This is a genomic window from Agrococcus phoenicis (assembly GCF_047302415.1).
GTDB lineage: Bacteria > Actinomycetota > Actinomycetes > Actinomycetales > Microbacteriaceae > Agrococcus.
Map to the genome: position 1 here is coordinate 1,299,492 of NZ_CP154854.1, position 12,851 is coordinate 1,312,342.

General features: G+C 71.4%; 10 protein-coding genes and 2 tRNA genes. 6 read left to right on the plus strand and 6 right to left on the minus strand.

The window, feature by feature from the left end; translation table 11 throughout:
- Nucleotides 1-71 precede the first annotated feature (71 nt).
- Nucleotides 72-149 (minus strand) — tRNA-Pro (locus AA0Z99_RS06300).
- A 192-nt stretch (nt 150-341) separates the two neighbouring features.
- Nucleotides 342-2,147 carry a cytochrome c biogenesis protein CcdA gene (locus AA0Z99_RS06305; RefSeq protein WP_413320509.1) on the minus strand — a complete coding sequence of 602 codons (1,806 nt, stop codon included), beginning with the start codon at nt 2,145-2,147 and terminating at the stop codon, nt 342-344.
- 200 nt (nt 2,148-2,347) lie between these two features.
- Between AA0Z99_RS06305 and AA0Z99_RS06310 the strand changes: the two genes are divergently transcribed.
- The 3 genes from AA0Z99_RS06310 (at nt 2,348) to AA0Z99_RS06320 (ending at nt 5,482) form a co-directional block, all read left to right on the plus strand.
- The gene (locus AA0Z99_RS06310) at nt 2,348-3,040 is read left to right on the plus strand and encodes a fasciclin domain-containing protein (protein WP_413320510.1); all 693 of its coding nucleotides are present in this window, start codon (nt 2,348-2,350) and stop codon (nt 3,038-3,040) included.
- A gap of 145 nt (nt 3,041-3,185) precedes the next feature.
- The gene (locus AA0Z99_RS06315) at nt 3,186-4,493 is read left to right on the plus strand and encodes an MFS transporter (RefSeq protein ID WP_413320512.1); all 1,308 of its coding nucleotides are present in this window, start codon (nt 3,186-3,188) and stop codon (nt 4,491-4,493) included.
- The gene (locus AA0Z99_RS06320; protein WP_413320514.1) at nt 4,490-5,482 is read left to right on the plus strand and encodes a 2-hydroxyacid dehydrogenase; all 993 of its coding nucleotides are present in this window, start codon (nt 4,490-4,492) and stop codon (nt 5,480-5,482) included. The genes AA0Z99_RS06315 and AA0Z99_RS06320 overlap by 4 nt, the downstream gene beginning before the upstream one ends.
- Nucleotides 5,483-5,683: 201 nt before the next feature.
- On the opposite strand, the gene AA0Z99_RS06325 is transcribed toward AA0Z99_RS06320, so the two are convergent.
- A complete protein-coding gene (locus tag AA0Z99_RS06325; RefSeq protein ID WP_413320516.1) occupies nt 5,684-7,132 on the minus strand; it encodes a GH1 family beta-glucosidase in 1,449 nt (482 codons plus the stop codon).
- Nucleotides 7,133-7,203: 71 nt separating this feature from the next.
- Between AA0Z99_RS06325 and AA0Z99_RS06330 the strand changes: the two genes are divergently transcribed.
- Both AA0Z99_RS06330 and AA0Z99_RS06335 read left to right on the plus strand, forming a co-directional pair.
- Nucleotides 7,204-7,277 (plus strand) — tRNA-Gly (locus tag AA0Z99_RS06330).
- A 49-nt stretch (nt 7,278-7,326) separates the two neighbouring features.
- Nucleotides 7,327-7,998, plus strand: a complete 672-nt coding sequence (locus AA0Z99_RS06335; protein WP_413320518.1) for a hypothetical protein — start codon at nt 7,327-7,329, stop codon at nt 7,996-7,998.
- A 15-nt stretch (nt 7,999-8,013) separates the two neighbouring features.
- Here the strand turns inward: AA0Z99_RS06335 and AA0Z99_RS06340 are convergent, their stop codons facing one another.
- Genes AA0Z99_RS06340 through AA0Z99_RS06350 form a run of 3 tightly spaced genes read right to left on the minus strand, consistent with a single transcriptional unit; the run spans nt 8,014 to nt 10,202 of the window.
- Complete coding sequence (locus AA0Z99_RS06340; RefSeq protein WP_413320520.1) at nt 8,014-9,036, minus strand: Fpg/Nei family DNA glycosylase; 1,023 nt, start codon at nt 9,034-9,036, stop codon at nt 8,014-8,016.
- A 15-nt stretch (nt 9,037-9,051) separates the two neighbouring features.
- Nucleotides 9,052-9,537 (minus strand): ribose-5-phosphate isomerase, encoded by a 486-nt coding sequence (locus tag AA0Z99_RS06345; RefSeq protein WP_413320522.1) that lies wholly within the window; start codon nt 9,535-9,537, stop codon nt 9,052-9,054.
- Entirely contained in the window at nt 9,537-10,202 is a 666-nt protein-coding gene (locus AA0Z99_RS06350; protein ID WP_413320524.1) for a DsbA family protein, read from the minus strand. The genes AA0Z99_RS06345 and AA0Z99_RS06350 overlap by 1 nt, the downstream gene beginning before the upstream one ends.
- 100 nt (nt 10,203-10,302) lie before the next feature.
- Here AA0Z99_RS06350 and pepN point away from each other — a divergent pair, with 100 nt between their 5' ends.
- On the plus strand, nt 10,303-12,840 hold the full coding sequence (pepN, locus tag AA0Z99_RS06355; protein ID WP_413320526.1) for an aminopeptidase N: 2,538 nt from the start codon (nt 10,303-10,305) through the stop codon (nt 12,838-12,840).
- Nucleotides 12,841-12,851 lie beyond the last annotated feature (11 nt).

The window sequence follows — 12,851 nt, forward strand, 5'->3', positions numbered from 1 at the left end:
TCTCGGCCTCCTGGTCGTCGCGTCCAACGTCGACGAGCTATGTGCGCACAAGACGCCTATCGGGGCCGGTCTGGTCGGGGCGACAGGATTCGAACCTGCGACCTCCCGCCCCCAAAGCGGGCGCTCTAGCCAAGCTGAGCTACGCCCCGTAGGGATCGCTCCCGTACAGCAGGCCAGCCTACCGCCGCCGGCCGCCCCGGCTGTCACGACGCAGCCGACGAGGCCGACCCCTCCCGCCGAGCGCGACACGGTGCACCAGGTCGTGCTCGGCGGAAGGGGTCGGAGGTCGACCGGGCTCAGGCGGGCGGCGGCGCCCCGCAGCGCCCCCGTCCGCTCGCCGATCACCCGAAGGTGAACGAGTAGGCCTCGACGCCGGCCGGCAGCGTGACCTCGATGGTGCCGGCCTGCAGGTCGTCGGCCAGCAGCAGGCGGTACGACCGCGGCGTGCCCGAGACGTCGAGCTCGACGCGCTCCCCGTCGACATCGGCGACCACCGTGCCGGAGCCTGCCAGCACCATCCGCACCTCTTGCCCTCGATACTCGAGGCGGATGCGCGCGGCGTCGCCGCGCGGCGTCGCGAACTGCGTCTCGAGCTGCCAGTCGCCGTCGAGGGCGAAGGTGTCCTGCGCCAGCTCCGCGGGGAAGGCGAACGACTCGGTCTGCGCCGAGTAGCGCTCCTCGCCGCCGAAGTTCTGCACCTTCGTCGTGCCGAGGTAGGACTCGGGCGTGATGTCGGCGTTGTCGGGCGTCTCGTCGCCCGTCTCGGTGGCCGCGGGCAGCTCGACGCCGGGGTCGGCCTCCTCGAGCAGCGCGCGCAGCATCTGCTCGCCCTCGGCGTACTGCCCCTCGCCGAAGTGCACGTTGCGCACGGTGCCCTCGGCGTCGATCAGGTAGCGCGCGGGCCAGTAGGCGTTGCGGTAGTTCGTCCAGGTCGAGAGCGAGTTGTCGATCGCCACCGGGTACTCGATGCCGAGCGCCTCGGCGCCGTCGATCACGTTCTGGCGCTCCTTCTCGAAGGCGTACTCCGGGCTGTGCACGCCGATGACGTTCAGGCCCGCATCCGCGTAGGCGTCGTACCAGGCGTTCATGTGCGGGGTGGAGCGCTGGCAGTTGATGCAGGAGTAGGCCCAGAAGTCGATGAGCACGACCTCGCCGCGCAGCGACGCGAGGTCGATGGGCGCATCGCCCGGGGTGTTGAACCAGGAGTCGATGCCGCGGATGCTCGGCGCCGTGCCGCACTCCTGCAGCTCGGTCGCACCGGGGTCGCAGAGGTCGAGGTCGGCGTTCTCCTCGTTCTCGAGGCCGCCGATCGAGATCGCCTCTCGCACCTCGTCGTTGTCGGCGATCGCACCCTGGATGGCGGAGGTGTAGTCAGGCACGAGGCGCTGCAGGCGAGCGGGGAGGTCGAGGACGAGGCCGAGCGCCAGCAGGATCATGAGCGCACCGGAGACGATGCGGATGATGCCCTGGCGCTTGCGGAAGGCCGCGATGCGCTCGGCGAGGCGACGGCCCGCGAGCGCGAAGAACAGCAGCGGCAGCGCGGCACCGATCGCGAACGACACCGTGAGGACGATGGTGTCGCTGCCGATCTGGCCCGTCGAGCCGGCGACGGTGATCGCCGCGAGCACGGGCCCGGCGCAGGGCACGTAGACGGCGCCGAGCGCGAGCCCGAGCGGGAAGCCCTGCAGCTTGCTCGACCGCTCGCCGGCGCGCTGCAGGAACGGCAGCCGCTCGAACGGCTTCTCGAGCAGGTGCTGGAAGGCCGGCACGATGAGGCCGATGCCGATGAGGCTCAGCACGATGATGCCCGCCCAGCGCAGCACGTCCTGCGGCAGCCCGAGCAGGCTCAGCACGAGGCTGCCTGCGAGGGTCATGAGGGTGAAGCTGACGACGATGCCCGAGATCACGAGGTAGGGACGCCAGCGCGAGATGGTGCGCACCGGCTGCTGCCGCACCGCGGTGGCGACGCTGCCCTGCCCGCCGCCGTCTCCCCCTGCGGCGGCAGCCGCATCCGCCCCCTCGCCGGTGCTGCGCTCGTCGCGCGCGGACTGCATGCCGCCCGAGAAGAGGATGACCGGCAGCACCGGGATGATGCATGGCGAGATGCCGGTGATGAATCCACCGAGCAATCCGATGAGGGCGAGCATGGTGCCTCCTTGGCAGCTGCGCCGTGCCCGCGATCGTGGCCTCGACGTGCTCAGGGTTCGGCACGAGCGGCCATGCGGATGGGTCGTGGCTGCACCCGATCCGGTTCCAATCCGCGCCCGCCCGGGCTCCGAAGCCCCTGCATCACCGACTCGCACGGGTCGGGACATCACCGAGGAAGACGACCGGAAGGAGAGCAGCGATGCTCACCAAGAAGAACCCCAAGATGGCTGGCCTCGTGCTCGTCGGCGCCGCCACGCTCGTGCTCGCCGGCTGCTCCATGGGCGGCACCACGGATGCCGAGACCGAGGGCACCACGGCTCCGTCGGCAGAGGAGCCGATGACCGAGGAGCCCATGGAGACCGAGTCGACCGACATGGACCCGGCGTACGCGAACCTCGTCGGCGCAGCGTGCGCGATGTACGACGAGGAGGTGCCGGACGGCGCCGGCTCGATCGTCGGCATGTCGCAGGACCCGGTCGCGGTCGCCGCCTCCAACAACCCGATGCTCACGCAGCTCGTCGCGGCCGTCTCCGGCCAGCTGAACCCCGAGGTCGACCTGGTCGACGTGCTGAACGGCGACGAGTTCACCGTCTTCGCACCGGTGGACGAGGCCTTCGAGGCGCTGCCGGCCGAGACCGTCGAGATGCTCCAGACGCCTGAGGGCGCCGAGACGCTCAGCAGCATCCTGACCTACCACGTGGTGCCCGGCCAGGTCGCGCCCGACGCGATCGAGGGCACGCACACCACCGTGCAGGGCGAGGACGTCGAGGTCACCGGCTCCGGCGACGAGCTGATGGTCGGCGAGGCCACCGTGCTCTGCGGCGGCGTCCAGACCGCGAACGCGACGGTCTACCTGATCGACTCGGTGCTGATGCCGCCGTCGATGGGCTGATCCAGCCTCGATCCACACCCGAAGGGGCCGGTCTCACCACGAGGCCGGCCCCTTCGCTGTGCTCACGATTTGCCGAAGATTCTGTTTCCTATAGGATCTTCCGCAGCGGCACCGCAGCCGAGCAATTTCACGAAGGAGTGAAGACGTGAGCACAGAGACGACGCCCGTGCGCGAGAGCGCCACACGGCGCACGATCAAGAACCTCAGGTGGTGGATCCTCGGCTGGGCCCTCATCGCGGGCATCGTCAACTACATGGATCGCAGCGCGATCTCGGTCGCCGCGCCCTACCTGATCGACGAGCTCGGCCTCACCCGCACCGACATCGGCCTGCTCGGCACCGTCTTCAGCTGGACCTACGCCTTCGCGCAGCTGCCCGCCGGATGGCTGGTCGACAAGCTCGGCGCCCGCCGCATGTACTTCCTCGCCATCGCCGGCTGGTCGATCGCGACCGGCCTCATGGCCATCGGCTCGACGCTGTGGCACTTCGTCACCTTCCGGTTCCTGCTCGGCGTCACCGAGGCGCCGAACGGCCCGGCGAGCGCCCGCCTCACCGCCGACTGGTTCCCCCGCCACGAGCGCGGGCAGGCGACCGCCATCTGGGACTCCGGCTCGAAGTGGGGCCCGGCGATCGCTCCCCCGATCCTCACCGGCATCATGATCACCTTCGGCTGGCAGGCCATCTTCGTCTTCCTTGCCGCCCTGGGCCTCGTGCTCGCCGTGGCGTTCTACATCTTCTACCGCCGGCCCGAGCTGCACCCCTCGATCTCGCAGGAGGAGCTCGACCTCATCAGGTCGCAGGAGCAGGCGCAGGACACCGGCACGGCGCAGGTCTCGTGGCTGTCGCTGTTCAAGCACCGCCAGATCTGGGGCATGATGGCCGGCTTCTTCTGCGTCATCTGGATCTGGAACATCTTCATCGTCTTCCTGCCGCTCTACCTGCAGGAGGAGCGCGGCGCCTCCATCGCCGGCTCCGGCTGGCTCGCGGCCATCCCCTACCTCGGCGCCGCCATCCTCGGCATCACCGGCGGCTGGGTGATGACGAAGTACACGAAGCGCTCCGGCCTCGACGCGCTCACCGCGAAGCGCCACGTCATGTCGGTCGCCGCGATCGTCGCCGGCGTGCTGATCTGCCTGATCCCGCTCGTGGGCGAGCTGTGGCTCGCGATGATCGTCATGACGGTCGCGCTCGGCTTCGTCGCCACCATGCAGGCGGCCGCCTGGGCCATGCCCGGCGATGTCGTGCACTCGAAGCAGGTCGCCTCCGTCGGAGCGATCCAGAACTTCGGCGGCTACTTCGGCGGTGCCTTCGCGCCGCTGCTGACGGGCATCATCGCCGACGCGACCGGCTCCTACGCCCCCTCGTTCATCATCGGCGGCATCATCGCGGCGCTCGCGGCCGTGGCCTACACGGTGCTGGTGCGCAAGCCGCTCAACCAGCAGGCACTCGCGTGAGCTACCTCCTCGGCATCACCGACGACGCGATCGAGGCGGACGGCTCGAGCGTGCACGGCGACCTGCGGCTCGACGAGCTCGCGGCGGCGGGCATCGAGTGGCGCATCATCGCGGCCCACCCCGAGGACGACGACGACCTCGCCGAGCTCGACGCGGTCTACGCGCTCGGGCACCGCCGGTTCGATGCCGAGGTGCTGCGCTCAGCGCCGCGGCTGCGGCACGTCGCGCGCTTCGGCGCCGGCTACGACACCATCGACCTGGACGCCTGCACAGCGGCGGGCGTCGTGGTGACCAACACGCCGGCGGCAGTGCGGCGGCCGCTCGCGCTCGCCGGGCTGACGCTCGTGCTGGCGACGACGCACAACCTCGTGCAGAAGCACCGGCTCACGGTCGAGAGCCGGTGGGACGAGCGCGAGGCGTGGCGTGGCACGGCGACGGAGGCCGCGACCCTCGGGATCGTCGGCTTCGGCAGCGTCGGGGCCGAGCTCGCGGAGCTCGCGCAGGGCGTGGGCCTCACCGTGATCGGCACCAATCGCTCCGGTAGGAGCGAGGCGGCGAGCCGGCTCGGCGTCGAGCTCGTCGCCCTGGATGGACTGCTGCGGGCGGCGGACGTCGTGGTCCTGTGCGCGGCGCTCACGCCCGAGACGCGCGGCCTGATCGGTGCGCGCGAGCTCGCCCTCATGGGCTCCGACGCGGTGCTCGTCAACATCGGCCGCGGCGGTCTCGTCGACCAGCCGGCACTCGTCGACGCGCTGCGCGACGGCACGATCCGCGCGGCGGGGCTGGATGTCTTCGACCCCGAGCCCCCGGAGCCCGATGACCCGCTGCTGTCGCTGCCGAACGTCACGCTCGCGCCGCACTCGCTGTGCTGGACGGATGCGTTCACCGCCGCGGTCACGCGCGCGGCCAACGACGACATCATCGCCGTCTCGCGCGGGCAGGCGCCGCGCAACGCGCTGAACCCGGCGGCTGTCGAGGCGCTGCGCTGACCCGCTCGCACGCTGCGCGCGCGACGCCCGCCCCGCTCGATGCTCGAGCGGCGCGGGCGTCGTCGCGACCGAGCCGCTCGATGTACTGCGCCGGGACGTTGGTGACAGTTCGGGTCTTGTGAGCGGGGAGGACCTCCGGGCTGAGTGGAGCTGTTCAGGTCCCCGCAGCCCGAGTGTCACCAAGGTGACGACCCGGTACAGCTAGAGCGTGCGCTCGCGGATCATGCGGGAGAGCTCGAGCCCCGAGTCCTTGACCGTGCGCTCCTGCGTGTCGTAGTCGACCCGCACGATGCCGAAGCGCTTGTGGTAGCCCCACGCCCACTCGTAGTTGTCGAGCAGGGACCAGTACATGTATCCCTTGACGGGCACGCCTGCCTCGATGGCGTCGAGCACCGCGCCGACGTGGCCGCGCAGGAACGCGACCCGCTCCGGGTCGTGCACTCGCGCGCCGCCCGTCGATGCATGCGCGGCATCCGTCGCAGCCGTCGCGTCCGCCTGCTCGTGCACGACCTCGTCGTCGAAGGACGCGCCGTTCTCCGTCACCCACAGCTCGATGCCGGCGGCGCCGGTGTACTCCTCGTGCAGGTGCCGCAGCAGTGCGGTGAGCCCGGAGGGGTTGACCTCCCAGCCCATGTTCGTGGTCGGCAGCTCGCGCGGGTGCGCGTGCACGCCCTCGGCAGCCGGGTAGGGGCTGGCGATCGCCCGGTCGGTCGGCGCGTCGTTCACGAGCGGCACCACCGGCGCCTCGTAGGAGACGACGTCGTCGTGGTAGTAGTTCACGCCGAGCACGTCGATGGGCGCGGCGATGATGTCGAGGTCGCCCGGCTGCACCACCTCGTCGAGCCCCAGGTGGCCGACGTCGGCGAGCAGCGACTCGGGGTACTCCCCGCGCATGATCGGGTGCACGAAGAAGCGGTTGTACTGGTCGTTGAGGCGCCGGGCGGCCTCGCGGTCCGAGGCGCTGCTCGCGTCGAGCGGCTCGGCCGGCTGGAAGTTGAGGGTGATGCCGACGCGCTCGGCGCCCGCCTCGCGCAGCGCGCCCACCGCCATGCCGTGCGCGAGCAGGAGGTGGTGCGCGGCCTGCAGGCCGTCGGCGATGCTCTGCCGCCCGGGCGCGTGCGCACCGGCCGTGTAGGAGAGGAACGACGAGCACCAGGGCTCGTTCATGGTCGTCCAGTTGGTGACGCGATCGCCCAGCCGATCGTGCACGGCGAGCGCGTAGTCGACGAAGCGGTGGGCGGTGTCGCGGTGCGGCCAGCCCCCGGCATCCTCCAGCGCCTGCGGCAGATCCCAGTGGTAGAGGGTGAGCCAGGGCATGATGTCGGCCTCGAGCAGCTCGTCGACGAGTCGCGAGTAGAAGTCGAGGCCCTGCGCGTTCGGCGCACCGCCATCGGGGCAGACGCGCGCCCAGCTGGTCGAGAAGCGGTAGACCTGCAGGCGGAGCTCGCGCATGAGCGCGACGTCCTGCGGCATCCGGTGGTAGTGATCGCATGCGACGTCGCCGTTGTGCGCGTCGATGACGGCACCCGGCACGCGGGCGAACGTGTCCCAGATGCTGGGGCGACGGCCGTCCTCGGCCGCTGCGCCCTCGATCTGGTAGGCGGCGGTCGCGCCGCCGAGGATGAGGTCTGAGGGGATGCTTCGCTGCACGCCACGAGCGTATCCCGACACCGGCACCGGTGCGGATGCGGTAGATTCGTGCAGTCCCGATCGCGGGGCGCGCGGGCGTAGCTCAATGGTAGAGCCTCAGTCTTCCAAACTGATTACGCGGGTTCGATTCCCGTCGCCCGCTCCAGCAGCCTCCGCCACGGCTCGCCGACAGCACAGTCCGATAGCGTGCCCGTGTGCAGTCCAGGCTCGTCTCCCGCCCGCGCGGCCGCGGCTCCAGCGCGCTCGGCGCTGCGCTGGTGGCCACGGTGGCGCTCTCGCTCGCCGCGTGCGTGGCGATGCCCGCCTCGACGCCCGGCGACCCTGCGATCCCGTCCTCGCCGACGCCCGTCTTCACCGACCTCGCTCCCCCGCCGACCACGAACGGCCCCACCGAGCCCCCGGTGCCGACGACCGCCCCCGGCGAGTTCTCCTTCGGCGACGCTGCGACCATCCACACCTCGCACGGCTCGACCTGGGAGATCACGGCGCTGGAATCGACGGACCCGGCGGATGACCAGGCCTCGCTCGGCTGCCAGGGCACGGGCGGGTCGGCGATCCCGCGCGCCGGCGAGCGCTTCGTGATGCTCGACCTCGTGATCACGAACGTCGGGGTCATCACCACGCACCCGATGCACGACATGACCTTCGGCTATCAGCCCGACGGCGGGCCGATCTCGGATCAGAACTCCGCGGCGATCGCTGCGGCGCCCTTCGACCTCGGCTGCATCTGGGAGTTCGCTCCCGGTGACACGCAGACGGCCCAGGTGATCGTCGCGGTGCGCGAGGATGCGGCGACCACCGGCTCGTGGGTGATCAGCCCGGAGCAGAGCACGCAGGATGCGTCGACGCTGTACCGCTGGCGGTGAGCCCTCGCTCCTGAGCTACAGCTGGCAGCCCGGGCACCAGTAGAGCTTGCGCGCCTGCATCGTCTCGAGCGCGACAGCGGTGCCGCAGCGTCGGCAGGGCAGCCCCTCGCGCTTGTAGACCCAGTGGCGGTCGGCGCGGTTCGCGAGCGCCGCTGTGCGCTTGGCTCCCCGCAGCCCGTCGATCGTCAGCATCTGCCCGGTCTCGACGCCGATGCGCAGCAGCTTCACCCAGTCGCGCCAGAGCGCGCGCAGCTCCTCCGCCGTCACCTGGCTGCCCGGTCGGTGCGGATCGATGCGGGCGCGGAACAGCAGCTCGGCGCGATAGACGTTGCCGATGCCCGCGACGACCGACTGATCCATCAGCAGCTGCCCGATGGCCTGGTTCGATCGCGACGCGCGGGCGACGAAGCGCGCCTGGGCCTTCGCCCTCGACTCGGTGGGGGCCTCGGGGTCGGGGCCGAGCCGCTGCGCGAGCGCCTGCACCTGCGCGGGCTCCAGCACCTCGCACACCGTCGGGCCGCGCAGGTCTGCCACTGCCGTCTCGGTCAGGAGCCGCACGCGCACCTGCCCCACCGGCTCCGGCGGGAAGTCGACCGGCTCGGCGAGGCTCTCGTGCTCGCCGGCGCGCAGGCGCGCGAGCCGAGGTGCGCCGATCGACGCGATCGACTCCTCGTTCTCGCCCCGCGTGCCCGCGCCATCGGCGACCCCGCGCATGCCCGTCTGCCCCATGCGCGCCGCACCGACCGCGGCGCGCGACGCGAGGATCGTCGGGTCGACCGAGATGGCGCCCGCGAAGTCCCACGCGCCGTAGATGCCCAGGTGCACGTGCAGCGTCGGCCCCGCCGCATCACCCGCGTCGCCGGCGAAGCCGAGCAGCAGGTGCTTCCCGATCGCCTGCGACGCCACGATCTCGCGACCGTCGAGCTCGGCCGCGCCGACCTCGAACCGACCCTGCGGGCTCGAGACCGCGGCGGTGCGGCCCACGAAGTTGGCGTCGAACTGCCGCGCGATGCGGTGGACGGAGTGGCCCTCGGGCATCGTGGCGGGCCTGCGTCAGACGATCTCGTGACCGGCGATGGCGCCCGTCGTCTCGTACTCCCCCAGCTGCGCGATGCGGCGAGCGTGCCGCTCCGCACCGGAGAACGGGGTCGCGACGAAGGCGTCGATGATCGCGAGCATCTCGTGCTCCTCGTGCTGTCGGGCACCGACCGCGACGACGTTCGCGTCGTTGTGCTCGCGCGCGAGCTGCGCCGTGACGAGGCTCCAGGCCAGCGCCGCGCGCACGCCCTCGACCTTGTTCGCCGCCATCTGCTCGCCGTTGCCCGAGCCGCCGAAGACGACGCCGAGCGCCTCGACGCCTGCGCGCTGATCGGCGACCACGGCGCGCGCGGCGTTGATGCAGAAGGAGGGGTAGTCGTCCTCCGCGTCGTAGGCGCTCGGCCCGTGGTCCACCGGCTCGTGCCCCTGCTGCCGCAGGTGCTCGACGAGCCGCTGCGACATCTCGAAGCCCGCGTGGTCGGTGGCGACGTGGATGCGCATCAGGCGGTGCCGTCGGCGCGCTGCGCAGCGTCGGCCGCCGGGGCGACGTCGAACTGCGGATCGCGCGTGCGCGAGCGCTTGAGCTCGAAGAAGCCGTCGATCGACGCGGCCGCGACGATGCCGTCGAACAGCCGCAGCGCATCCGCCCCCGTGGGCGCCGGGCTGACGACCGGCCCGAAGAAGGCGACGTCGTCGACCGCGATCACGGGCGTGCCGACGTCGTCGCCGACGAGGTCGATCGCGACCTGGTGCGAGGCGCGCAGGCTCGCGTCGTGCTCGTCGGTCTCCTGCAGGAGGGATGCGTCGACGCCGGCCTCGGCGAGCGCCTCGGCGATGAGCGCGTCGTCGTCCTTGCGGCCCTGGTGGTGGATGCGCTCGCCGAGCGCGTCGTAGAGCGGCTTGACGACCGCGTCACCGCCGGCGGCGCGCGCGGCCGTGACGAGCCGGGTGAGGCGCATCGAGCGCGGCATGCGCTTCGCGTACGCCTGGGGCAGGTCGCGGCCCTCGTTCAGCACGGCGAGGCTCATCACCTGCCAGTCCACCTCGAAGCCCCGCGCCTCGGCGACCTCGCCGAGCCAGCGGGAGGTCATCCATGCCCACGGGCATGTCGGGTCGAACCACATCCGCACGCGCTGCGGAGCCTGCTGCTGAGCCTCATCCGTCATGGGTCGATCGTATCGACCAGCGGGGTCGCCGCGAGAGCACCGCCCCGGGCGACCGGACTACGCTGGACGCACCAGCACACCACTGCCGAAGGAGTCCAGCGTGCCCGGAGAGAACCTCACTCGCGTCGAAGCACAGGAGCGCGCGGCGCTCGTGCAGGTCGAGAGCTACGACATCGCCCTCGACCTCACCACCGGCGACGAGGTGTTCCGCTCGACCACGACGGTCAGGTTCACCGCCACCGAGGGCGCCTCGACGTTCATCGACCACATCTCCCGCACCGTGCACTCCGTGACGTTGAACGGCGTCGACCTCGACGCGTCCGCCGTGGACGACGGGGTGCGCATCCAGCTCGACGGCCTCGCGGCCGAGAACGAGCTGACCGTCGTCTCCGACGCCATGTACGTGAACACCGGCGAGGGCCTGCACCGCTTCGTCGACCCGGTCGACGGCGAGGTCTACCTCTACTCGCAGTTCGAGGTGCCCGACTCGCGCCGCGTCTTCGCGGTCTTCGAGCAGCCCGACCTCAAGGCCACCTTCGCCTTCACCGTCACCGCGCCCGCTGCCTGGCAGGTCGTCTCGAACCAGCCGACCCCCGAGCCCCGCATCGACGGCGACACCGGCGTCTGGGCGTTCGAGCCGACACCGCGCATCTCGAGCTACATCACGGCACTCGTCGCCGGGCCCTACACGGTCACGCGCTCCGAGCTCACCTCGAGCGACGGCCGCACCATCCCGCTCGGCATCTTCTGCCGCGCCTCGCTCGCCGAGCACATGGACGCCGAGTACATCTTCGAGACGACCCGCAAGGGCTTCACCTTCTTCGAGGCGCAGTTCGGCGTCGCCTACCCCTTCGCGAAGTACGACCAGCTCTTCGTGCCGGAGTTCAACGCCGGCGCGATGGAGAACGCCGGATGCGTGACGTTCACCGAGTCGTACGTGTTCCGAGCGCAGGTGACCGACGCGATCCGCGAACGCCGCGTCGTGACGGTGCTGCACGAGCTGGCCCACATGTGGTTCGGCGACCTCGTCACCATGAAGTGGTGGAACGACCTGTGGCTCAACGAGTCCTTCGCCGAGTGGGCATCGACGCTCGCGACGGCCGAGGCGACCGAGTGGACGGGCGCGTGGACCACCTTCCAGGCGATGGAGAAGACCTGGGCGTACCGCCAGGATCAGCTGCCCTCGACGCACCCGATCGTCGCCGAGATCCGCGACCTCGACGACGTGCAGGTGAACTTCGACGGCATCACCTACGCCAAGGGCGGCTCGGTGCTGAAGCAGCTGGTCGCCTGGGTGGGCCTGCCGGCCTTCATGCAGGGCGTCGGCGCCTACTTCCGCAAGCACGCCTGGGGCAACACCGAGCTGCAGGACCTGCTGACGGAGCTGGAGGCCGCGAGCGGCCGCGAGCTCGGGCAGTGGAGCGAGCTGTGGCTCGAGACCGCGGGCGTCAACACCCTGCGCCCCGCCATCGAGACGACGCCGGACGGCATCATCACCGCCTTCGCGATCGAGCAGACGGCCCCCGCCGACCACCCGACGCTGCGCCCGCACCGCCTCGCGATCGGCTTCTACGACGAGAAGGGCGGCATGCTGCGCCGCACCGAGCGCGTCGAGATCGACGTCGCCGGCGCCCGCACCGAGGTGCCGCAGCTGGTCGGCCACGTGCGCCCGGCGCTCGTGCTGATCAACGACGACGACCTCGCGTACGCGAAGATCCGCTTGGACGAGCGCTCCATGGCCACGGCCCTCTCGGGCCTGCGCACCATCGAGGACCCGCTGGCGCGCGCGCTCGTGTGGGGTGCCGCGTGGGATGCGACGCGCGACGCCGAGACGCCGGCGAGCGACTACATCGACCTGGTGCTCGACAACATCGACGCCGAGACCGAGTCCACCACCATCCGACTCGCCCTCGCGCAGCTCGCGCAGGCCGCGCGCACCTACGTGCACCCCTCGCGCCGCGCGGCGACGATCGAGAAGGTGGGCGACCGCCTCTGGAAGCTCGCGCGCAAGGCCGAGGACGGCTCGGACGCGCAGTTCCAGTTCGTCGGCGCCTTCGCTGCGCTCGCCTCGAGCGCGAAGCACGGCGAGATCCTCCGCGGGCTGCTCGACGGCACGCGCGCGCTCGACGGCCTCGAGGTCGACAGCGACCTGCGCTGGCAGCTGCTCGACGGCCTCGTGCTCACCGGCGCCGCCGGCGAGGCAGAGATCGCCGCGGAGCTCGCGGGCGACGACACCGCGACCGGCCGCCAGTTCGCCGCTCGTGCCCGTGCCACCATCCCGACGCCGGAGGCGAAGGAGGCCGCGTTCGCGTCGGTCGCCGACCAGCCGGGCGCGTCGAACATGATCGTCCGCTACACCGGTCTCGGCCTGCAGCACGTGAACGACCCCGCCGTCCTCGCCGACGTGGTCGCGCGCTACCACGGCGCGATCCAGCAGATCTGGGATTCGCGCACCTACCAGGTGGCCGACGCGCTGCTCGTGGGCCTGTACCCGGCCGTGATCGCGAGCGAGGAGCTCGCCGACGCGACGCGCAGCTGGCTCGCCGCCAACGAGCCGGTGCCGGCGCTGCGCCGCATCATCGTCGAGCACCTCGCGGGCGTCGAGCGGGCGCTCGCAGCGCAGCGGCGAGACGCCTGATCGGAGGCGCG

Bases quoted from the DNA above. Each gene is read 5' to 3' on its own strand.
- AA0Z99_RS06345 (WP_413320522.1), bottom strand. From the start codon at position 9,537: ATGCGCATCCACGTCGCCACCGACCACGCGGGCTTCGAGATGTCGCAG.
- AA0Z99_RS06310 (WP_413320510.1), top strand. From the start codon at position 2,348: ATGCTCACCAAGAAGAACCCCAAGATGGCTGGCCTCGTGCTCGTCGGC.
- AA0Z99_RS06340 (WP_413320520.1), bottom strand. From the start codon at position 9,036: ATGCCCGAGGGCCACTCCGTCCACCGCATCGCGCGGCAGTTCGACGCC.
- AA0Z99_RS06305 (WP_413320509.1), bottom strand. From the start codon at position 2,147: ATGCTCGCCCTCATCGGATTGCTCGGTGGATTCATCACCGGCATCTCG.
- AA0Z99_RS06350 (WP_413320524.1), bottom strand. From the start codon at position 10,202: ATGACGGATGAGGCTCAGCAGCAGGCTCCGCAGCGCGTGCGGATGTGG.